19 protein-coding genes and 1 pseudogene are annotated in these 21375 nt (G+C 71.1%); 13 read left to right on the top strand and 7 right to left on the bottom strand.

What is annotated here, in order from left to right:
- Positions 1 to 10: 10 nt before the first annotated feature.
- The gene (locus tag L6E10_RS29675; protein ID WP_236223459.1) at positions 11 to 1114 is read left to right on the top strand and encodes a glycosyltransferase family 4 protein; all 1104 of its coding nucleotides are present in this window, start codon (positions 11 to 13) and stop codon (positions 1112 to 1114) included.
- A gap of 143 nt (positions 1115 to 1257) precedes the next feature.
- On the opposite strand, the gene L6E10_RS29670 is transcribed toward L6E10_RS29675, so the two are convergent.
- Together L6E10_RS29670 and L6E10_RS29665 are read right to left on the bottom strand one after the other, a co-directional pair.
- Positions 1258 to 4116 carry a BTAD domain-containing putative transcriptional regulator gene (locus L6E10_RS29670; RefSeq protein WP_236223458.1) on the bottom strand — a complete coding sequence of 953 codons (2859 nt, stop codon included), beginning with the start codon at positions 4114 to 4116 and terminating at the stop codon, positions 1258 to 1260.
- Between the two features lie 250 nt (positions 4117 to 4366).
- A complete protein-coding gene (locus L6E10_RS29665) occupies positions 4367 to 6163 on the bottom strand; it encodes a long-chain fatty acid--CoA ligase (protein ID WP_236223457.1) in 1797 nt (598 codons plus the stop codon).
- Between the two features lie 98 nt (positions 6164 to 6261).
- On the opposite strand from L6E10_RS29665, the gene L6E10_RS29660 reads away from it, so the two are divergent.
- Genes L6E10_RS29660 through L6E10_RS29635 form a run of 6 tightly spaced genes read left to right on the top strand, consistent with a single transcriptional unit; the run spans position 6262 to position 10478 of the window.
- Positions 6262 to 6642 (top strand): polyketide cyclase / dehydrase and lipid transport, encoded by a 381-nt coding sequence (locus L6E10_RS29660; protein WP_236223456.1) that lies wholly within the window; start codon positions 6262 to 6264, stop codon positions 6640 to 6642.
- Positions 6643 to 6672: 30 nt separating this feature from the next.
- Positions 6673 to 7461 (top strand): metallophosphoesterase, encoded by a 789-nt coding sequence (locus L6E10_RS29655; RefSeq protein WP_236223455.1) that lies wholly within the window; start codon positions 6673 to 6675, stop codon positions 7459 to 7461.
- Positions 7462 to 7484: 23 nt separating this feature from the next.
- Positions 7485 to 7925 carry an SRPBCC family protein gene (locus tag L6E10_RS29650; RefSeq protein ID WP_236223454.1) on the top strand — a complete coding sequence of 147 codons (441 nt, stop codon included), beginning with the start codon at positions 7485 to 7487 and terminating at the stop codon, positions 7923 to 7925.
- A complete protein-coding gene (locus L6E10_RS29645; protein WP_236223453.1) occupies positions 7922 to 9130 on the top strand; it encodes an ArsA family ATPase in 1209 nt (402 codons plus the stop codon). The genes L6E10_RS29650 and L6E10_RS29645 overlap by 4 nt, the downstream gene beginning before the upstream one ends.
- Positions 9131 to 9156: 26 nt before the next feature.
- Positions 9157 to 9501, top strand: a complete 345-nt coding sequence (locus L6E10_RS29640) for a hypothetical protein (RefSeq protein ID WP_236223452.1) — start codon at positions 9157 to 9159, stop codon at positions 9499 to 9501.
- Between the two features lie 14 nt (positions 9502 to 9515).
- Entirely contained in the window at positions 9516 to 10478 is a 963-nt protein-coding gene (locus L6E10_RS29635) for an ROK family glucokinase (protein WP_374237580.1), read from the top strand.
- On the opposite strand, the gene L6E10_RS29630 is transcribed toward L6E10_RS29635, so the two are convergent.
- The gene (locus L6E10_RS29630) at positions 10475 to 10807 is read right to left on the bottom strand and encodes a DUF3140 domain-containing protein (protein WP_308102909.1); all 333 of its coding nucleotides are present in this window, start codon (positions 10805 to 10807) and stop codon (positions 10475 to 10477) included. The genes L6E10_RS29635 and L6E10_RS29630 overlap by 4 nt on opposite strands.
- Before the next feature lie 50 nt (positions 10808 to 10857).
- Here L6E10_RS29630 and L6E10_RS29625 point away from each other — a divergent pair, with 50 nt between their 5' ends.
- The gene (locus L6E10_RS29625) at positions 10858 to 11073 is read left to right on the top strand and encodes a DUF2945 domain-containing protein (RefSeq protein WP_236223450.1); all 216 of its coding nucleotides are present in this window, start codon (positions 10858 to 10860) and stop codon (positions 11071 to 11073) included.
- Positions 11074 to 11325: 252 nt separating this feature from the next.
- On the opposite strand, the gene L6E10_RS29620 is transcribed toward L6E10_RS29625, so the two are convergent.
- A complete protein-coding gene (locus L6E10_RS29620; RefSeq protein ID WP_236223449.1) occupies positions 11326 to 11811 on the bottom strand; it encodes a hypothetical protein in 486 nt (161 codons plus the stop codon).
- Positions 11812 to 11995: 184 nt separating this feature from the next.
- Here L6E10_RS29620 and L6E10_RS29615 point away from each other — a divergent pair, with 184 nt between their 5' ends.
- From L6E10_RS29615 to L6E10_RS29605, 3 genes are all read left to right on the top strand, one after another.
- Positions 11996 to 12730: a 1-acyl-sn-glycerol-3-phosphate acyltransferase gene (locus tag L6E10_RS29615; RefSeq protein ID WP_236223753.1), complete on the top strand. Its 735-nt coding sequence runs from the start codon at positions 11996 to 11998 to the stop codon at positions 12728 to 12730.
- A gap of 21 nt (positions 12731 to 12751) precedes the next feature.
- On the top strand, positions 12752 to 13264 hold the full coding sequence (locus L6E10_RS29610) for a polyadenylate-specific 3'-exoribonuclease AS (RefSeq protein WP_236223448.1): 513 nt from the start codon (positions 12752 to 12754) through the stop codon (positions 13262 to 13264).
- A gap of 76 nt (positions 13265 to 13340) precedes the next feature.
- On the top strand, positions 13341 to 14369 hold the full coding sequence (locus L6E10_RS29605) for a 6-phosphofructokinase (protein WP_236223752.1): 1029 nt from the start codon (positions 13341 to 13343) through the stop codon (positions 14367 to 14369).
- A 120-nt stretch (positions 14370 to 14489) separates the two neighbouring features.
- Here the strand turns inward: L6E10_RS29605 and L6E10_RS29600 are convergent, their stop codons facing one another.
- The gene (locus L6E10_RS29600; RefSeq protein ID WP_236223447.1) at positions 14490 to 15497 is read right to left on the bottom strand and encodes a DUF2891 domain-containing protein; all 1008 of its coding nucleotides are present in this window, start codon (positions 15495 to 15497) and stop codon (positions 14490 to 14492) included.
- Between the two features lie 185 nt (positions 15498 to 15682).
- Here L6E10_RS29600 and L6E10_RS29595 point away from each other — a divergent pair.
- Positions 15683 to 17072: pseudogene (locus L6E10_RS29595) on the top strand (class II 3-deoxy-7-phosphoheptulonate synthase).
- Positions 17073 to 17144: 72 nt separating this feature from the next.
- Here L6E10_RS29595 and pknB read toward each other — a convergent pair.
- The gene (gene pknB / locus L6E10_RS29590; protein WP_236223446.1) at positions 17145 to 19166 is read right to left on the bottom strand and encodes a Stk1 family PASTA domain-containing Ser/Thr kinase; all 2022 of its coding nucleotides are present in this window, start codon (positions 19164 to 19166) and stop codon (positions 17145 to 17147) included.
- Positions 19167 to 19243: 77 nt separating this feature from the next.
- On the opposite strand from pknB, the gene L6E10_RS29585 reads away from it, so the two are divergent.
- A complete protein-coding gene (locus tag L6E10_RS29585; RefSeq protein WP_236223445.1) occupies positions 19244 to 19609 on the top strand; it encodes an Rv2175c family DNA-binding protein in 366 nt (121 codons plus the stop codon).
- 265 nt (positions 19610 to 19874) lie between these two features.
- Here L6E10_RS29585 and mptB read toward each other — a convergent pair whose 3' ends face one another.
- On the bottom strand, positions 19875 to 21323 hold the full coding sequence (gene mptB / locus L6E10_RS29580; RefSeq protein WP_236223444.1) for a polyprenol phosphomannose-dependent alpha 1,6 mannosyltransferase MptB: 1449 nt from the start codon (positions 21321 to 21323) through the stop codon (positions 19875 to 19877).
- Positions 21324 to 21375: the final 52 nt, after the last annotated feature.

Here is a 21375-nt window from a genome sequence, read left to right as displayed (position 1 = left end):
CGTTGCGCCCGTGCGCCGAACCCTGCTGGTGACCAACGACTTCCCGCCCCGCCCCGGTGGCATCCAGTCCTACCTGCACGCTCTGGCGACACGGCTGCCCGCGGACTCCCTCGTCGTGTACGCGCCGAAGTGGAAGGGCGCGCGGGAGTTCGACGCCGAGCAGCCGTTCCCGGTGGTGCGGCACCCCACGTCGCTGATGCTGCCGACGCCGGACGTCCTGTCCCGCGCACGGGACATCGCCCGCGCCGAGTCGTGCGAGGCCTCCTGGTTCGGTGCGGCGGCTCCGCTGGCGTTGCTGGCGCCGTCGCTCGGGCTGAGCCGCGCCGTCGCGTGCACGCACGGGCACGAGGTGGGCTGGTCGATGCTGCCGGTGGCACGACAGGCGTTGCGCGCCATCGGGTCCGGTGTGGACGTTGTGACCTACGTCAGCCGCTACACGCGCTCCCGCTTCTCGGCGGCGTTCGGTCCCATGGCGGCGTTGGAACACCTTCCGTCCGGTGTGGACACCGAGCTGTACCGGCCGGATCCCGCGGCTCGGGCGGAGATGCGGAAGCGGTACGGCCTGGGCGACCGGCCGGTGGTCGTGTGCGTCTCGCGCCTGGTGCCGCGCAAGGGGCAGGACGTCCTGATCCGCGCGCTGCCGCTGATCCAGCGCACGGTGCCGGACGCCGCCTTGCTGATCGTGGGCGGCGGGCCGTACCGGGGGACGCTCGAGAAGCTGGCCGCCGGGTCGCGCGACGTCGTGCTGACCGGCTCGGTGCCGTGGGAGGAGCTGCCCGCGCATTACAACGCGGGCGACGTCTTCGCGATGCCCTGCCGCACGCGCGGCCGCGGCCTCGACGTCGAGGGCCTCGGCATCGTCTACCTGGAGGCCTCGGCGACCGGGCTGCCCGTGGTGGCCGGACGCTCCGGCGGTGCGCCGGAGACCATGCGCGACGGCATCACCGGCAACCTCGTCGACGGCCGCGACGTCGAGAACGTCGCCGAGCGGATCGCCTCCCTGCTGGCCGACCCCGGCACGGCGGCCAAGATGGGTCGCGCCGGCCGGGAGTGGGTCAGCGACCACTGGCGCTGGGACCAGCTCGCCCAGCGCCTCGAAGGTCTCATCGGCTGACTGATATCCCGTATTCGATATATCGCCGCTGGGACTCGTGTACGTGTGCAGTCGGTATGCGATCGTCAAGCAGAAGACAACGTTGTCATCTGACGAAGAGGTTCGCGGGACATCGCGGCTGACGTCGTGAACGTCGGTCGAGGTCAGATCAGCTCGCGGGCTTGGTTCTCCAAGGCGCGCAGACCGAGTTCGGCGCCGCGGCGCACCGCCTGCTCGGCGGCGGACACCGAGTCGGCCGGACGGCCGAGATCGCGCCACACCACCGCCAAGCCGATCAGCGCCCGCACCTCACCGGACGCGTACCCGATGCGCCGCGCCGTCGCCAGCGCCTGCTCGAACAGCTCCGCGGCGCCGTCGGGGTCGGACAGCGCGCGGCGGACCTCGCCGAGCGTGATCCGCAACGACGTCGCCACCTGCGGATCGCCGCCGTCGGCCACGAGCGCCAGGGCCCGGGTCGCCAGGGTGAGGGCGGCCGGCGCGTCACCGGAGGCGAGTTCGAGAGCGGCGAGGTTCTCCAGGGCCTCGGCTTCGCCGGCGGGGACGTTGCCGATGGCGAGGGCGCGTTCGAGGTGGCCGCGCGCCTCGTCCAGGCGGCCTTGCAGGCGCAGGACCATGCCGACATAGGTGTGGCTGTCGGCGGTCGGTGCGAGCGCCAGCGCCTGGGAGAAGTGCTCGACGGCGTCGTCGAGCTCGCCCAGTTCCACGGCGAGCTGGCCCAGGTTGTAGAGGCCGGTGCTGACCAGGTCCGCCGAGCGCAGCATCTCCAGGCAGCGGACCAGGGCCTCCTTGGCGGCGACCAGGTCCCCTGAGCGGCGGTGCACGAGGCTGAGGTTGTTGAGCACACTCGCCTCGGCGTCCCCGTCGCCCAGCTCCCGGTACAGCTCCAGGGCGTGTTCGTGGTGTTCCACCGACCGCGCGTAGTCGCCGAGCCGCAGGTAGAGGGTGCCGAAGTTGGTGTGCATGGCCGCCTCGGCCGCGCGGTGGCCGGACGCCCGGGCCGCCCGCAGGCCGTGGTGCGCCGTCGCGAGCCATTCGCCGACGTGGTGGCCGATCCACAGGTAGCCGCGCAGGGCGTCGGCGAGCTGCCAGGCCATCTCGGCGGGACCGTGGTCGGCGGCGTGCCGGATGGCGGCGATCAGGTTCGGGCGTTCCGCGTCGAGCCACGCCAGCGCGTCGGCCGACGCCGGGATGCGCGGTGCCGGGCCCGTCGCCGACGACGGCAGCCGCACGATGCCGGGGTAGAGCAGCTCCGCGCAGCGCTCGACGCCGCGCACGTAGTGGTTGAGCAGGGCTTTCCAGGCGTTCTCCTGCTCGGCGGGGCTGTCGTTCTCCTCGCGCGACGCGACGGCGTAGCGCATCAGCTCGTCGTGGAAGCGGTAGCGACCGGGGGCGGCGAGCACGACCAGCTCGGCGATCGCCAGCACGGTCAGCAGGCCCTCGGCGTCGACGTCGGCCAGGGCCGAGGCGGCCTCCGGCGTGAAGTCCGGTCCCGGCACCAGCGACAGCAGCCGGAACAACCGCTGCGGCGCGGGCGGCAGCGCGGCGTAGGCCAGCTCGATCGGCGAGCCGGTGATCGTCACCTCGTCCCGCCCCGCCAGGTAGGCCGCCGCCACCCGCAGCGCGAGCGGCAGGTGGCCGCAGCGGGAGGCCAGCTCGGCGTGGTCGCCGGGCCCGAGCAGCCTCGTCAGCAACGACGCCGACTCCGCGGCGTCGAACACGTCCACCGGCACGGTCCGGGCGCCGTTCATGGCGATCAGGCCGCGCAGGTCGTCCCTCGACGTCACGACCACCCGGCACGACGCCGTCCCCGGCAGCAGCGGCCGCACCTGGTCCGGAGCGGAGGCGTTGTCGAGCACCAGCAGCATCCGCCGGCCCGAGAGCAACGACCGCAGCATCGTGCTCTGCTCGTCGGGGTCCGGCGGGATCTCGTCCGGCGGCACCCCGAGCGCCCGCAGGAACCGCGACAGCACGTCCAGCCCCTCCGCGGGCGGTCCCGACGAGTACCCGCGCAGGTCGACGTAGAGCTGCCCGTCCGGGAACCGGTCGCGCAGCAGGTGCGCGACGTGCACCGCCAGCGTCGTCTTGCCGACCCCCGGCTGCCCCGCCAGCGTCACGATCGGCACCGGCCCCGTGACCAGCTCGGTGATCCGCTCGACGTGCCGGTCGCGGCCCGTGAAGTCCGCGATGTCGTCCGGCAGCCGCATCGGGGACGGCGGCGCGCGTTCCGGTCCGCGCGCGACCACCGGCGCCGCCAGCTCCGGCGAGCCCACGAGGATCGCCTGGTGCAACGACCGCAGCTCGGCGGACGGGTCGATGCCCAGCTGCTCGTCCAGCGTCCGGTCGAGCTGCCGGAACGCCTCCAGCGCCTCCGCCTGCCTGCTGCTGCGGTACAGCGCGAGCATCAGCTGAGCCCAGAAGCGTTCGCGCAACGGGTGGTCGCGCGTCAGCGCGAACAGCTCCGGCACCAGGTCCGCGTGGTTGCCGAGCGCCAGCTCCACGTCGACCCGCCGCTCGTGCACCGTCATCAGCAGCTCGGTGAGCCGCGGAGCGTGCTCGGAGTACAGCGTCTCCGACGGCACGTCCGACAGCACCGGCCCGCGCCACAGCTCCAACGCCTCAGCAAACGCTTTCCGCGCCGTGACCAAGTCGGACGACGAAGCAGCCGCACGTCCCCGGGCAGCCGCGTCAGCGAACAGGTGGGCGTCCACGGCAAGGGGGTCGACCCGCATCCAGTAGCCGTCCGCGGCCGTCCGGATCAACGACGGGTCACCCAGAGCCGCGCGCAGGCGCATGACGTACGTCTGCAACGTCCCCCGTGTGCGCGCGGGCGGTGTGTCCCCCCACACGTGCCCGACGAGTTCCGTCACGGGCACCACGCGGTTCGGCCGCAGCAGCAACGCCGCCAGCAACGCCCGGTGCTTGCCCGCCCTGAGCACCACCGAGGAGCCGTCCAGGCGCACCTCCATCGGTCCGAGCAGCCGGAACTGCGGACCCGAAGCCATTGCTTTCCCCTCGCGCGAGCCGGATGATCCCCGTCTGCCGGACAGCCTATTGGCGCGCTGTCGCGCAGTGACATCGGCGCGTCAGCGATACGTCAGCGCCGTACGGCAATCTTCCTCATGTCCCGGTCGGGGGGCCGGGGCAACACACTTCTCGGGTTCTGCGGAGCTCTCCGCGGATCACGATCGCTGGGGGTCGAAAGGCCCAGGAGCTCTCTCTCAGCTCCTGGGCCTTTCGCGTACTTCAGACCACTTACCTCGCGTAGATCGCGTCGATGTCCGACGCGTAGGTCGTCGCCACGACGGAGCGCTTCAGCTTCAGCGACGGCGTCATCTCGCCACCGGCCTCGGTGAAGTCGACGGGCAGCACCCGGAACTTGCGGATGGCCTCCGCCTGGGACACCGTCTTGTTCGCGTCGTCCACCACGGCCTGGATCTCGGCCAGCAGGTCCGGGTCCTCGACGAGGTCCGGGACCTCGGCCGACGCCGGCTTGCCGTGCGACTCCTTCCACGCCGGGAAGAACTCCGGGTCGATCGTGATCAGCGCGCCGATGAACGGCTGCTTGTCGCCGACGACCATGCACTGCGAGATCAGCGGGTGCGCCCGGATCCGGTCCTCGAGCTGCGCCGGGGAGACGTTCTTGCCACCGGCGGTGACGATGATCTCCTTCTTGCGGCCCGTGATCTTGAGGAACCCGTCGCCGTCGAGCTCACCGATGTCGCCGGTGTGGAACCAGCCGTCCTCGAGGGCCTCCTTGGTGGCCTCCTCGTTGTTCCAGTAGCCGGTGAAGACGATGTCGCCCTTGATGAGGATCTCACCGTCCTCGGCGATGCGCACCGACGTGCCGGGCACCGGCAGGCCGACCGTGCCGACCTTCTCCTGGCCGGGGAACGTCACGCACGCCGCGGCCGACGTCTCGGTCAGGCCGTAGCCCTCGTAGACCGGGATGCCCGCGCCGCGGAAAAAGTGCGACAGGCGGGCACCCAGCGGGGCACCACCCGACACGGCCGCCATCGCGCGGCCACCGAGCGCGGCGCGCAGCTTCGAGAACACCAGCTTGTCGAACACGGTGTGCTTGATCCGCAGCCCGAGGCCGGGACCGCCGTTGTCGAGCGCGGTGCTGTACGCGACCGACGTCGCCTCGGCGGCGTCGAAGATCTTGCCCTTGCCGCCGGCGTGCGCCTTCTGCTTCGCGCCGTTGTAGACCTTCTCGAACACGCGCGGCACCGCGACGACGAACGTCGGGCGGAACTGGCCGAGGTCCTCGACGAGGTTCTTCACGTCCGCGGTGTGGCCCAGCGTCACGCGCGAGTAGACGCACGCCAGCGCCAGGGCGCGCGCCAGGATGTGCGCGAGCGGCAGGAACAGCAGCAGCGAGTTGCCCGCGGTGAGAATCTCGGGGAACCGCGACAGCGCCGACCGCACCTCGGACAGCAGGTTGCGGTGCGTCAGCGTGCAGCCCTTGGGACGCCCGGTCGTGCCGGACGTGTAGACCAGCGTGGCCGTGTGGTCGGCCTTGGCCTGCGCACGGCGCTCGTGCACCTGCTCGTCGGTGATCTCGGCGCCCAGCGCGGTCAGCTCGTCGACCGCGGCGGCACCACCCTCGACCTGCCACACGTGGCGCAGCTCCGGGAGCTTGCCGACGACCTCGTCGACCAGCGCGCGGTGCTGCGCGGCCTCGACGAACACGGCCTTCGCGCCGGAGTCGGACAGGATCCACTCGATCTGGTCCGCCGACGACGTCTCGTAGATGGGCACCACGACGCCGCCCGCCGCCCAGATGGCGAAGTCGAGCAGCGACCACTCGTAGCGCGTCTTGGACACCAGCCCGACCCGGTCGCCGAGCTCCAGACCGGCGGCGACCATGCCCTTCGCGACGGCCATCACCTGCGCGGCGAAGTCACGCGCGGTGATGTCCACCCAGGTGCCGTCGACCTGCCTGCGGAAGCTGACGGCGTTGCCGAAGCGCTCCGCGTTGGCCCACACCATGTCGGTGAGGTTCTCCTCCGGAGCCACAGCGGCGGTGGCGGGGACGCTGAACTCGCGCACGTCAACCTCCGTACGGTGAAATGTTACTGGTGGGGAAACCTAGCGTGTGATTCCGGCGATACAAAGGTGGGTACGCCCTTCCGTTACCTTTTGTCCTCATGGCCAGCGTGGACGTCGTCGACGAGACTTTCCTGGCGGTACCACCCGGTGTGGTCGCCGCCGCCTTCGCCTCGCCCGCGTCGTGGCGGGCGTTCTGGCCGGACCTGGACCTCGACGTCTACGCGAACCGCGGCGACGAGGGACTGCGCTGGACGGTCGGCGGGGCGCTCGTCGGCACGATGGAGGTCTGGCTCGAGCCCGTGCTCGACGGCACCGTCCTGCACTACTTCCTCCGCGCTGATCCGGCCGCGGGGCCGCTCACCCCGCGGGGCGCCCGCCGCGAGGTGCAACGCCGCCAGCTGGACGCGAAGTCCGTCGCGCTGGGGCTGAAGCTGACGCTGGAGGACGGCCGTCCCGCCGGCTGTCCGCCGGCGGGGTGATCTTGCCAAGTCGTCAACTAAGTTGGAACCGTGCGGGTTCACGTGGTCTCGGATGTGCACGGCAACGCGGAGGCGCTGGCGCGCGCCGGTGACGGGGCCGACGCGCTCGTCGTGCTCGGCGACCTGATCGACTTCGTCGACTACCACGACCACTCCAAGGGCATCCTCGGGCGCGTCTTCGGGCCGGAGAAGGTGGGGGTCTTCGCCGAGCTCCGCCGCGGCACCCGGCGCGCGGACACGGCGAGCTACATCCGGTCGCTGTGGGACGGCCTCGCCGACGCCCGTTCCGTCGTGGAAGAAGCGGTGCTGGAGCAGTACCAGGCGCTGTTCAGCGCCATGTCCGCGCCGACGTACGCGACACCGGGCAATGTGGACAGTCCGCACCTGTGGCCGCGGTTCGCCGGGGTGGGCGTGCACGTGCTCGACGGCGAGGCCACCGACATCGGCGGGCTGAGGTTCGGCTTCGCGGGTGGCGGGCTGATGATGCCCGGGCTGGCCCGCAACCCCAACGCGCCGTGGCACCCGTACCTGCGCACGGAGGAGGACATGGCGGCCGCTCTGGAGCGGATGGGACGGGTCGACGTGCTGTGCACGCACATCCCGCCGTCGGTCGCCGAACTGACGTACGACGTAGTCGCGCGCCGCCCGGAATGGGGCTCGCGGGCCGCGCTGGACAAGATCGTCCGTGAAGGTCCGCGCTGGTCGGTCTTCGGGCACGTGCACCAGCCGCTGGCCAGGCGCGTGCGCGTCGGCCGCACCGAGTGCGTCAACGTCGGCCACTTCCAGCGCAGCGGCAAGCCTCACGTCCTGAACTGGTAGCCACGCGAGTAACCTCCACGTCTATGGCCGACGAGTCCACTCAGTCCATCGTCATCGACGCTCCGCCTGAGAAGATCATGGCGATCATCGCGGACTTCCCGTCGTACCCGGACTGGGCGAACGGGATGAAGGAGGTCGAGGTCCTCGGCACCCGTCCCGACGGCCGTGCCGAGCAGGTGCGGTTCGCGATCGACCAGGGCCCCGTCAAGGACGAGTACACCCTGAGGTACGACTGGGCCCCCGACGGTCTGTCGGTGAAGTGGGAGCTCGTCAAGGGCACCATGCAGAAGGCCCAGCAGGGCAGCTACGTGCTGGCGCCGTCCGGCACCGGCACCAAGGTCACCTACACGCTGTCGGTGCAGCTCGTGATCCCGATGATCGGCCTGTTCCGCCGCAAGGCCGAGAAGCTGATCCTCGACACCGCGCTCAAGGAGCTCAAGAAGCGCGCGGAGAAGGCGGCTTGAGCCGGGTCCTGCTCTTCACCGGCAAGGGCGGGGTCGGCAAGACGACGCTGTCGGCCGCCACGGCCGCCTCGCTGGCCGCGCACGGGCGCAAGGCGCTCGTGGTCTCCACCGACCCCGCGCACTCCCTGGGCGACGCGCTCGACGTGCGCCTGGGCGCCGAACCGTCCGAAGTGGACGGCTCGGACGGTCTGTTCGCCTGCCAGATCGACCCCCGCGGCCTCGTCGACGAGGCGTGGGGCGAGCTGCGCGGGCACCTGCGGACGGTCCTCGCGGGCGCCGGTGTCGACGAGCTCGACGCCGAGGAGCTGACGGTCCTGCCGGGTGTCGAGGAGCTCCTCGCGCTCGCGGAGGTGCGGCGGCTCGCGTCGTCCGGGCCGTGGGAGGTCGTGGTCGTCGACTGCGGGCCGACCGCGGAGACGCTGCGGCTGCTGTCGCTGCCCGAGGCGTTCGCCGGCTACCTCGAACGGCTCTTCCCGACTCACCGGCGCGTCGTGCGCGGACTGCTCGCGGGGGTCGCGGGTACCGGCACGGTCGAGAAGTGGGACGCCACGGCGGACGCGTTGAGCAGGCTCGCCGAACGGCTGGACGCGCTGCGCTCGATGCTCGCCGACTCCGGGTCGTGCTCGGTGCGGCTGGTGCTCACCCCCGAGCGCGTCGTCGCCGCCGAGACCCGCCGCACCCTGACGGCGCTGGCGCTGCAGGGGATCCGGGTCGACAGCGTGATCGCGAACCGGCTGGTGCCCTCACCGGGCGGGGCGCGCGGTGCGGCGGCCTCCTGGCTGCGCACGCGCCGCCAGGAGCAGGACGCGGTGCTGGCCGAGCTCACCGGGATCGGCGAGATCCGCACGGTCGACCACCGCGCGGCCGAACCCGTCGGCGTTCCCGCACTGCTGGAGGTCGCCGCGCAGCTCTACGGCGACGAGGACCCGTTGCCCGGTGCCGCGGTGCCGGAGTCGCTGCTCGAGGTGTCGGGCAGCGGGCGCGGGCTCGACGCCCGGTACTCGCTGCGGATCGCGCTGCCGTTGTCCGACGACACGGACCTGGACCTCGCACGCGTGGGCGACGACCTCGCCCTGACCGTCGACGGCCGGCGTCGCCTCGTGGCGCTGCCGTCGTTGCTGAGGCGCTGCATCGTCATCGGTGCGGAGATGGATTCGGGCGGCGTGACGGTGGAGTTCCGCCCCGACCCGTCCCTCTGGCGCTGACCGTGGCGCTGATCAGGAGCTCGTAGATGACCCAGGACAACACCGCCAAGCTCGCCGAGGAGCTGCGGCTGCTCGTCGACACGGCCGCCGAGCGGATGCAGCCGTGGCTGCAGCGCGTCGCCGAGGCGGGCGACGGCTCGCACACGCCCGAGACGTGCGGCTGGTGCCCGTTGTGCAACGGCGTGGCGCTGCTGCGCGGAGACCGCTCCGAACTGGCCGCGAAGGCCGCCGAGCACGCGGCGGGCCTGGTCGCGGTCCTGCGCGCCGCCCTGCGCGAGCCCGGCGCCCCGCCCGAGCACGCGGCGGACGAGCCGGCTCCCGAGGCCGGGCAGCGCGTGCAGCACATCAAGGTCGTCAGGAAGACCGACTAGTGCTCACGGTCGGAGTGGACATCGGGGGCACCAGCGTGCGTGCCGGCGTCGTGGACCCGCGTGGCTCGGTGCTGGACACCTCGCGCGCGCCGACGCCCGCGGACGAGCGCGCCCTCGAAGACGCGATCGTCGCCGCCGTGGAGGAGGTCGCGGCCCGGCACCCGGTGGACGCCGTCGGCCTCGCCGTGGCGGGCTTCATCGCCTCGGACCGCCGCACGGTCCGCTTCGCGCCGCACCTGGCGTGGCGGCAGGTTGACGTCGCGGAACGCATGAGCGACCGGCTCGGCATGCCCGTGGTGCTCGAGCACGACGCGAACGCGGCGGCGTTCGCCGAACACCGCTTCGGTGCGGCCCGAGGCGCACGCACGGCCGTGCTGGTGGCCATCGGCACCGGCATCGGCGCCGCGCTCCTGCTCGACGGCGAGCTCTTCCGCGGCGCGCACGGCGTCGCCCCCGAACTGGGCCACCTGCGGGTGGTCCCGGACGGCCGCCCCTGCCCGTGCGGCAAGAACGGCTGCTGGGAGCGCTACTGCAGCGGGACGGCCCTGAGTGCCACCGCCGTCGAGCTGCTGGCCAAGCACCCCGGCGTCTCCACCGTGCTGGCCCGCGAGGCCGCCGGTGACTCCCGCGCCGTGACCGGCCGCCGGGTGGCCGGGGCGGCCCGCGACGGCGACCCGCTCGCCAAGCGGGCGATGGCCGAGCTCGCCAAGTGGCTCGGCGAGGGCCTCGCGCTCGTCGCCGACGTCTACGACCCCGAGGTCATCGTGATCGGGGGAGGGGTGTCGACGTCGGCGCCGCTGTTCCTCGACGACGCCCGCGAGCGGTACGCGTCCGTGGTGACCGGGGCGGGCCACCGCCCGCTGGCGAGGATCCGCACCGCGCAGCTCGGCGACGACGCCGGCATCGTGGGCGCGGCGACGCTCGCCCGCGAGATGTCCGCCCAGGGGCGGGCGACCGAGAACCACTCGCGCCACTAGCTCCCGACGGGGTCGTGGCCCCAGTTCATGAGCGAGTAGCGCCAGCGGCTCTCCTTCACGTCGCCGTCCGGCCGCTGGGCGAGGTGCCGGTGCACATAACCGACGACCTTGCGCATGTGCTGGTAGTCGCTGTCGGTCAGGTCCTCGCGCTTCGCCTTCAGCAGGTCGACGATGCGGCGGCCCGACGCGTGCCCGGTCGACTCGCCGGAGGACTTGTCCCCGACCTGCTGCGACTCGTCGGTGCCGAGCCACTTCTCCAGCTTCGAGGCGGTCATGTTGACCGCGTCGGCGAAGTCCTTCCGGGTCTGCTCCCGCTCCTCGTCGTTCACGGTGGTCCTCCGCTCGAATGGGTTCGTCCGAGTGGGGGTACCCCGCGATCATGACGAAGCACCCTTTGAAGCCCGGTGACGAGGTCGAGTGGTCGAGCCACGGCGCGACGACGCACGGCGAGGTCAAGGAGGAGATCACGACCGAGAAGCAGGCCGCGGGGCGCAAGGTGAAGGCCTCGGAGGATGAGCCCCAGTACCGCGTGGAGAGCGCGAAGAGCGGCAGGGACGCGGTGCACAAGCCGGAGGCGTTGCGGAAGAAGAACTGAGTGTTCGCGGCGGACCTGCCGGGGTTGTTCGCCCACCGCGAACACTCGTACGAGGGGTCGCTAGCGGCCCAGCAGGCGCAGGATGCGCGGACGGCGGCGCTTGGCCACGTCCTTCTTGCCGAGGGTCGCCATGGCGCGGGCCATCATCAGGTGCTGCATCTGGTCCATGCCCGACACGGTAGGCATGACCGAATCGTTATCTGAAGGTTTGAGTGGCCGTTATCACGTCGTTACCGGCCGGGTCGTGACGCGTCACACCTGGGCGCCGTCGTCCCACCCTGAGTCCGGCGGCGGTGTGTTGCGCATGCGCAGGATGAGCCAGCCGACACCCGAGCAGAGCGCCACCAGCGACAGCGGCGTGCCGATGCTCGACTGCAGCCCGAAGATGCCGGGCGCGACGAGCAGGAGGATGCCGAGGACGAACAGGCCGAGCGCCGCGAAGGTCGAGGCGCGCAGCACGGGGAACGGCGGCGGCTCCGGCGGGACGAAGTGGTCGTCGTCGGCCGGATCGCGGGATTCGGGCTCGTCATCGACGTCGGCGGGGAGGTCGCCGGCCTCGTCGTCACGGGTCTCGGGCCTGCCCGGCCTGGAGTCCTCGGGGCTCGCCTCGTCGAGGTCGAGCCAGTCCTTGCCGACCCCGTCCCGCTCGAGACCCGCGACGATCTCGGCAAAGAGCTCGTCGACGTTCTCCGGGCCGTCGGTCGAGTCGCGCCGGGCGTTCATCCAGAGCCTCTCCACGTGCCGCAACCCTCTGACCCCTCATCGTTGCACGGGCCGGTTGTGTTGCGGGGTGCGGCAGTCGGCTCAGTCACGTCGCCCGGCGGGTGACTCCCGGTCCCCGGACTCGTTGTGTGAGGTGCGGTCGGCTCCGTAGGCTGGTCGCCGGGATCAAGGTTCGGTGTCTAGGGAGGCGCTTCCCGCTGTGCTGTACTGGATCATGAAGCACGTCCTCCTGGGACCGATCTTGCGGCTGTTCTTCCAGCCCAAGATCATCGAGGGCGCCGAGAACATCCCCAAGGAGGGCGGCGCGATCCTGGCGAGCAACCACCTCGCCGTCTCCGACTCCTTCTTCCTGCCGCTGATGCTGTCGCGGCGGGTCACCTTCCCCGCCAAGATCGAGTACTTCACCGGCACGGGGCTCAAGGGCAAGCTGCAGAAGTGGTTCTTCTCCGGCGTCGGCCAGGTGCCGATCGACCGGTCCAGCGCGTCCGCCGCGCAGGGAGCGCTCGACACCGGCGTGCGGATCGTGCGCGAGGGCAAGCTGCTCGGCATCTACCCCGAGGGCACCCGTTCGCCCGACGCGCGCCTGTACAAGGGCAAGGTCGGCGTCGCGTGGATCGCCCTGGAGTCCGGTGCGCCGGTCATCCCCGTGGCGATGTTCGGCACGGACAAGGCGAACCCCATCGGCTCGAAGATGTGGAAGCCGCACCCGATCCGGATCAAGATCGGCAAGCCGCTCGACTTCTCCCGCTACGAGGGCCTGTCCGGCGACAGGTTCGTGCTGCGGTCGATCACCGACGAGATCATGTACGCCCTGATGGAGCTCTCCGGCCAGGAGTACGTCGACGTCTACGCGGCCAAGGCCAAGGAGCAGACCGCCGACGTGCCGGAACAGGGCGGCAAGACCGACCGGGTGCCCGAGAAGAAGGCGAGTTGAGCACACCCCTAGGGTGTCGCGGTGCGGTTTTTCTACGACTGTGAGTTCATCGAGGACGGGCTGACCATCGACCTCGTGTCCATCGGTGTGGTCGACGAGGAAGGCCGCGAGTTCTACGCCGTGTCCACCGAGTTCGACCCCGATCGCGCGGGGCCGTGGGTGCGGCAGAACGTGCTCAACCAGCTGCCCTCGCCCGCGGACAGGGCGTGGCGCAGCCGCGAGCGCATCCGCGAGGACCTGCTGGACTTCCTCGGCGCCCGCGACGCCGCGCGCGACGAGATCGAGCTGTGGGCCTGGTTCGCCGCCTACGACCACGTGGCGCTGGCGCAGCTGTGGGGTGCCATGCCGGCGTTGCCGCGCGCCCTGCCCCGGTTCACGCGCGACCTGCGGCAGCGCTGGGACGACGTCGGCCGCCCCAAGCTGCCGGCCCCGCCCGCCGACGCCCACGACGCCCTCGCCGACGCCCGGCACAACCTCGCGCGGTGGAAGGTGATCGAGGAGCACCGCAGGAAAATCGGCTTTCCCGTCCGGTAAGTGAGACCCCCCGTTGCTGCACCGATACAGCTCGTGAAAGTCTGCGTGACACAGAACACGAGAGATGGGGAAGCAGATGCGCATCGGTGTGCTCACTGGCGGTGGTGACTGCCCCGGTCTGAACGCCGTGATCCGGGCCGTGGTCCGCAAGGGCATCAAGGCACACGGCTGGGAGATCGTCGGGTTCCGCAACGGGTGGCAGGGCCCGATCGAGAACCTCACCAAGTCGATCGACCTCGCGGACGTCGAGGAGATCCTGACCCGCGGTGGCACGATCCTGGGCTCGTCGCGCACGAACCCCTACAAGGTCGAGGGCGGTGTCGACCGCATCCGCGAGACCATCGCGGAGAACAACATCGACGCCATCATCGCGATCGGCGGCGAGGACACCCTCGGTGTCGCCAAGCGCCTGACCGACGACGGCATCGGCGTCGTCGGCGTGCCGAAGACGATCGACAACGACCTCGGCGCCACGGACTACACGTTCGGCTTCGACACGGCCGTCCACATCGCGACCGAGGCCATCGACCGCCTGCGCACCACCGCCGAGTCGCACCACCGCGCTCTCGTCGTCGAGGTCATGGGCCGTCACGCGGGCTGGATCGCGCTGCACTCCGGTCTCGCCGGTGGCGCGAACGTCATCCTCGTCCCGGAGCGCCCGTTCAGCGTCGACAAGGTCGTCGAGCACGTCGAGCGCCGCTTCGAGAGCGAGTTCGCCCCGATCATCGTCGTCGCCGAGGGCGCGATCCCCGAGGGCGGCGCCGAGGTGCTGCACTCCGGTGAGCGCGACGCGTTCGGCCACGTCCGCCTCGGCGGCGTCGGCCAGTGGCTCGCGGAGGAGATCGCGGACCGCACCGGCAAGGAGTCGCGCGCGGCCGTCCTCGGCCACATCCAGCGCGGGGGCACGCCGACCGCCTACGACCGCGTCCTCGCGACCCGCTTCGGCCTGCACGCCGTCGACGCCGTCGCCGCGGGTGACTTCGGCACCATGGTCGCGCTGCGCGGCACCGACATCGTCCGCGTGAAGCTGTCGGAGGCGACGGCCGAGCTGAAGACGGTTCCGACCGAGCGCTACGAAGAGGCCGAGGTCTTCTTCGGCGCCTGACGATCGGGCCTGACGTCCAGGGCCTGATCCCGCAATACCCAATATGCGATACATCGCTTGTGCAAAAGACGTTTGCGGACGACCGCAAACGTCTTTTGCACAAGAGCACATTCGCGCAGGTCAGAACGCTTTCACGTCGAGGTACGCCCCGAACGTCCCGAGCCAGTGGTCGGCCATGTAGCCGTGCCCGCCGAACACGTAGCTCCACCCGGCCTCCCGGTGCGCGGCGGAGGCCGACCGGGCCAGCGGGGCGTACCGGTGCCCGGACGGCAGCGAGTCGGCGATCGCCTCCCAGCACCAGGCGCGCGACAACGCGAGCCCCGCCAGGTGCGAGCCGTAGGGGTCGGTGGGGTCGTCGACCGGGAACGGCTCGCGCAACGCCTGCCACCGCTGCGACGAGAGGTCCGGCAGGTACGCGTCGAGCCAGTCGGCGAAGTCGTCGGCGCTCAGAGCCCGCCGCATCAGGTCGGCGGTCGTCAGCGCGGGGGAGAGGAAGTCGGCGGCGTCCGGCTCGAAGCCCCCGTACGCGGTCTCCGGCCCGTGCCACCTCAGTGCCGCGTCGACACAGGCCGAGGCCAGTTCGGAGTCGCCACGGGCCTGCGCCGCGTCGTGGACCAGTCCGGTCGCGAACGCGGTGTTGCCGTGCGTGCCGGTGCGGATCGGCAGCCGCGCGGCCGAGACCCACTCCAGGTAGCGGTCGCGCAGCACGTCCCCGATCGGCGCCACCGACCACGGCAGGCCGGAGGTGCGCAGTTCGGCGTCGAGCACGAGCAGCCACGCCCAGCCGTACGGCCGCTCCCAGTGCCGTCCCGCCGGCGAGGCGAAGAAGGCGGCCTCGGCGGCGCAGTTGTCCGGGGTGATCAGCTTGTCCAGGGCGTCGCGGGCCGCGTCGGCGCCCGCGAGAGAGGGGCGCAGCCGCAGCAGGCGCACGGCGAGCCACGTCTGGTGCACGCACGAGTGCCAGTCGAAGGACCCGGCGAACACGGGGTGCAGCTCGCGTTGCGGCACGAGCCGGTGGTCACCGTCGATCACGTGCGTCCAGTGCACCGGGTGGTCTCGCTGGATGTTGTCGATCGCGATGCCCAGCAGCCGGGTCGCGGTGCCGTCATCCAACCGGGTGGCGTCCATGGCCCACATCATGCAGGGCGGCGTCTCGGCAGGGCAGAGGCGGATAGTTGACCAGTAACAGACTTGACCTGCCCGCGGGGGAGCTGACCTGGGCCTGACCGGCGCCTGGCCGATGGCGGAAGATCCCTCGCGGAGCTGACGGGCCCGGCAGGGTCTCTCAGTGTGGGACAACTAGGATGAGCAGCGTGAACTGGACCGTGGACGTGCCCATCGACACGCTTCCCGAGCTTCCGCCGCTGCCTCCCGAGATGCGCAAGCGCCTGGACGACGCCCTGTCGCGTCCGGCTGCCCAGCAGCCCGAATGGCCTGACGCCGAACAGGTGCGTCGTGTGCGGACCGTGCTCGAGAGCGTGCCGCCGATCACCGTGCCCGCCGAGATCGACCGGCTGCACACGCAACTGGCGCAGGTCGCGAACGGTGAGGCGTTTCTGCTGCAGGGCGGTGACTGCGCGGAGACGTTCGCCGACAACACCGAGCCGCACATCCGCGCGAACATCCGGACCCTGCTGCAGATGGCCGTGGTGCTGACCTACGGTGCGAGCCTGCCCGTGGTGAAGGTCGGCCGCATCGCCGGCCAGTACGCCAAGCCGCGTTCGTCCAACATCGACGCGCTGGGTCTGCCGTCCTACCGCGGCGACATCATCAACTCCCTGGTCGCCACGCCCGAGGCCCGTGTTCCCGACCCGGGTCGCATGATCCGCGCCTACGCCAACGCGGGCGCGGCCATGAACCTGCTGCGGGCGCTGACCGGCGCGGGTCTGGCGGACCTGCACCGGGTGCACGACTGGAACCGCGACTTCGTGCGCACCTCGCCCGCGGGCGAGCGCTACGAGGCCCTGGCCGGCGAGATCGACCGCGGCCTGAAGTTCATGTCGGCGTGCGGCGTCACCGACCAGTCGCTGCACGGCACGGAGATCTTCGCCTCGCACGAGGCGCTGCTGCTGGACTACGAGCGCGCGCTGCTGCGCCTGGACACCACCGGCGACCAGCCGAAGCTGTACGACCTGTCGTCGCACTTCGTGTGGATCGGTGAGCGCACCCGTCAGCTCGACGGCGCGCACATCGCGTTCGCCGAGATGCTGGCGAACCCGATCGGTCTGAAGATCGGGCCGTCGACGTCGCCGGAGATGGCCGTCGAGTACGTCGAGCGCCTCGACCCGCGCAACGAACCGGGTCGTCTGACGCTCATCTCGCGCATGGGCAACCAGAAGGTGCGCGACGTGCTGCCCGCGATCGTGGAGAAGGTCGAGGCCAGCGGCCACAAGGTCATCTGGCAGTGCGACCCGATGCACGGCAACACCCACGAGTCGTCCACCGGCTACAAGACCCGGCACTTCGACCGCATCGTCGACGAGGTCCAGGGCTTCTTCGAGGTGCACCGCCGCCTCGGCACGCACCCCGGCCGGCATCCACATCGAGCTCACCGGTGAGGACGTCACCGAGTGCCTCGGCGGCGCCCAGGAGATCTCCGACGACGACCTGGCCGGCCGCTACGAGACGGCGTGCGACCCGCGCCTGAACACCCAGCAGTCGCTCGAGCTCGCGTTCCTCGTCGCCGAGATGCTGCGCTCCTGACGAGTTGCCGAAGACAGGCTGTAGAACGAAGGGCCCCGCGTCGAGAACGCGGGGCCCTTCGCTTTGCCCTGGTCAAAGGCCGACGATCGTGATCTCGGTTCCTCGCTTCACCCGCGTGCGCGGCGGGATCGACTGGTTCACGACGGTCGCGTTGTTGCTCTTGTTGAACTCGACCTTCACGCGCAGGCCGGCCCGTTCGAGCTGCTCCTTGGCCTCGCGGACCTTCAGCCGCGTCACCTCGGGCACCTCGACCTCGCGGTTGTTCTGGAAGAACACGGTGACGCGCTTGTTGCCCGTCCCCTCCAGCACCGTGCCCGCGGCCGGGTCGGTCCGCACCACGCGCGACTGGTCGTTCTCGGCGGCGTCGTCACCGCCCGCCTCGACCGGCTCCAGACCGGCGCGCTGCAGCTCCGCGAACGCCTCGTCCTTCGTCTTGCCCGTCACGTTCGGCACCGGGGTGCGCGGCGACGGACCCTTGCTCAGCACGAGCGTCACCGGGCTGTCGAGGTTGAGCGCCGTGCCGGGACGCGGGTCGAGGCCGACGACCTTGCCGATCGGCACCGTGTCGTGGAACGCGTCCTTCGCGGGGTCCTTGACGGCCTTCAGGCCCGCCGCCTGGATCTCCTTGGTCGCGGCCTCCACCTCGGCACCTACGGTGATGAACGGCACCACGGGCTTGCCGCGCGACACGACGAGCTTGACGGCCTGGCTCTTGCGCAGCTCGGTGTTCGGGCCGGGGTCGGAGCTGATGACCGTGCCGGGCGGCACGTCGTTGGACGGCACCTTCTCGACCTGCGCCGCGAGGTCCGCCTGCTGGATCAGCGACACCGCGTTCTGCTCGGTCAGGCCCGTCACCGCGGGCATCGTCGTGTAGCGGCCGGCCGAGACGTAGTAGAAGAACACGCCGATGAGCAGCACCAGCACGCCCGCCACGGCACCCCAGATGGTGAAGAGCTTCTTGCGGCGCTTGCGCTCCTCCACGACCGGGTCGACCTTGGGCTTCTTCTTCTGCGGAGGACGGCGCCGTGGCGGTTCGGGACGCTGCATCGTGCGCGTCGCGGCCACACCGGGAGGCGGAGTCGGCGGGCCGGTGCTGACCGTGGTCATCGCCGCGTGCGCCGCCGGCTTCGGCACGGCGGGCCTCGTCGCCTCGGCGGCCACGGACGGAGGGGTGGCGCCGACCGCGACGGGAACGGGCCGCATGACGACGGTCCTGTCGTTCTCCGGCGCCGTGCCGGGCACGGGCACCGGCTGCGGCGTGAGACCGAGGTCCGCGCCCACGCGCTCCAGCTCGGCCAGGAACGCGTCGGCGTTCGCCGGGCGCAGCGCCGCGTCGCGCCGCGTCGCCTTGCGCACGAGCGTGTCGAGGGCCAGAGGGACGTCCGGCACGGAGGGGACGTCGGAGTTCACGTGCTGGTAGGCGACGGAGATGGCCGTGTCGCCGCGGTAGGGCGCCTGGCCCGTCAGCATCTCGTAGAGCACGATGCCGGCCGAGTAGACGTCACTGCGCGCGTCCGCGGCGCCCGTCTCCACCTGTTCGGGTGAAAGATAGGCGACGGTGCCCAGGATCTCGCTGTCGCTCGTGACGCCGTTCCCGGCGATCGCGCGAGCCAGTCCGAAGTCCGCCACCTTCACCTGGCCACCGGGCCCGATCAGCACGTTTTCCGGCTTCACGTCCCGGTGCACGAGCCCTGCGCGGTGCGCGGCGCCCAACGCCGACAGCACCGGCCCGAGGACGCTCAGCGCCACCGCCGGAGCGAGCTTGCCGCGCTGGTTGAGCAGGTCGCGGAGGTTGCCGCCGTCGATCAGCTCCATCACCAGGAACACCTGGTCACCGTCGACGCCCTGGTCGTGCACGGACACCACGGCCGGGTGATGCAGCTGGGCCGCGGCACGCGCCTCGCGCACGAAGCGCGCCACGAAAGCGGGGTCGGCGGTCAGGTGAGGATCCATCACCTTGATGGCGACATCGCGATCGAGGCGGGTGTCACGACCTCGATAGACGGTGGACATGCCACCCCGTGCGAGCACGGAGTCCACCCGGTAGCGCTGCTCCAGCAGTCCACCCATCACGTTCGAAACCGACCTCTCCACAGTGCGAGATGGTAAAGCTCAGGATGACCCGGTTGGCGGAAGGGCGTTCCCAGTTCGGTTATGGCATCGTGACCCCCGTGAGTGCGATTCCTGCCGCTGCGGATGTACTGGCTGCCGACCTGGAGGTCCTCGGCCTCCCCGAGGTGGCCGACCGAATGGGACTTCCGGTCACCCGGGTCCACCAAATGCTGCGCGACGGGCAACTGCTCGCCGAGCGGCGGAACGGCGTTCTCGTCGTTCCCGAGGCTTTCCTCGCCGCCGGAACCGTGGTGAAGGGTCTGCCCGGCACCATCACGGTGCTGCGCGACCAGAACTTCTCCACGGAGGAGATCCTGCGCTGGCTGTTCACGGAGGACGACAGCCTCCCCGGCACTCCGATCGAAGCATTGCGCGGAGACCGTGGGCGTGAGGTAAAGCGCCGCGCTCAGGCCATGGGCTTCTAGTTCACCCGTTGCAGCGGTTCCGGGCGTCTCGCCGAGCGCGAGACGCCCGGAACCCGTGAGCCCGCGCACTTGATCACCAAGACTCTGGGCCTCAACTGCCAGCCGAACGCGACGTTCACCATCGACGCCCCCGCGACGTCGAACATCGCCGCAGTGGTCGTGGTCTAAGGCGGGGCTCATCTCGTCGCCACGGGCAGGGCGCACGCGAGCAGCGCCCGCCGCCACGGCACCTCGCAGCCGACGAGCCCGAGGACGTCCACGGGGCTCATTCGTAGCGGGTGGACAGGCCGAACGGGTCCGGCTTCACCAGCGACCGCGCCGCGAGGCCCGACACCACCAGCGCGAAGAACAGGTAGCCCCACGAGTACAGCGCCGTGTCGCCGTTCGGGAACGTCACCAGCAGCAGGAACAGCGACGCGACCGTCACCGCGACCAGGGCGCCCGTAGTCCACGCGAACCCGGCGGCCAGCGCCAGCGGCCAGCTGAAGTACCAGGGCAGCGTCGCGGGCGACAGCAGCGCGACGGCCAGCATCGTGAGCGCGCCGCGGCGGATCGCGTCGCGCACCTCACCGTCACGGGCCGCCCACCACTGCGTGTACGCGATCCAGACCAGCACCAGGGAACCGATGCCCCGCGCGACGCCGAGGAAGATGCCGCCGTCGACGTAGACGAACCAGTTGACGACCATCCGCACGAAGTCGCCGACCGCGCTCGGCACCGACAGCCAGTTGATGATCATCGACGAGCTGCGCAGCGCCGGGATCCAGCCGAGCGTCACGCCCGCGACCACCGTGCACGCGGCGAACGTCCCGAGGAACGCGATCAGACCCGGGACCAGGGCCTTGCGGAACTGGGTCCGCTTGTCGCCGTCGAGCCGCGCCGCCCAGATCCAGACGAGGAACGGCACGACCACGACCGCCGTCGCCTTCACCGAGAACGCGAGGGCGAGCAGCACGAAGCCGAGCACGTGCCTGCGGTCGAGCACCAGCAGCACGCCGGCGGCCATGAGGCCGATCATCAGCAGGTCGTTGTGCGCGCCGCCGATCAGGTGGATCAGCACCAGCGGGTTGGCGGCGACCAGCCACAGCGCGATCGCCGACTTCCCGCCCAGGTGCCTGCTCAGGCCCGGCAGCGCCCAGCACAGCAGCACCAGGCCGCCGGCGAGCGAGAAGCGCATGGCGACGACGCCGAGGATGACGCTCGCGTCCGTGATCCACACGATCGCCTTGGCGACCAGGATGAACAACGGCCCGTACGGCGCGGGCGTGTGCTGCCACACCCAGCTGACGTTCTCGCTCAGCGTGCTCTGCAGCACCGCGGGCCCGACCGTGTAGGGGTCGTAGCCGCTCAGCGCCAGCTGCCCCTGCGCGAGGTAGCTGTAGATGTCCTTGCTGAACAACGGCGGCGCGAACAGCAGCGGCAACGTCCACACCGTCACCGCGACCAGCACGGCGAAGTCGCCGATCTCACCCCACCGCACGAGGCGGCCGAGCCGGATCCACGCCCAGATGACGAGCCCCAGCCCCAGGTACAGGACCATGCTTGCGAGGTCGCGGCCGTGGCCGTAGCGCAGCCAGCTCAGCCCGACCTGGGCGAGCAGCGGGTCGCGCTCGAGGATCGCCCCGGCACCCATGCCCCCGAGCGCGATCAGCGCCACGCCCAGCAGACCGAGCATGGTCGTGCGGATGGGGATGGCGTAGGTGTTCGCGCGCACGACTGGTTGAAGCTCCTGCGGAGACACCTCGGAGCTCGTTCGGGGGAGGGAC

Source organism: Lentzea sp. CC55, assembly GCF_021056325.1.
Classification (GTDB): domain Bacteria; phylum Actinomycetota; class Actinomycetes; order Mycobacteriales; family Pseudonocardiaceae; genus Lentzea; species Lentzea jiangxiensis.
Note: the sequence above shows the minus strand (reverse complement) of the source record. Positions and strands in the feature narration are given on the sequence as shown.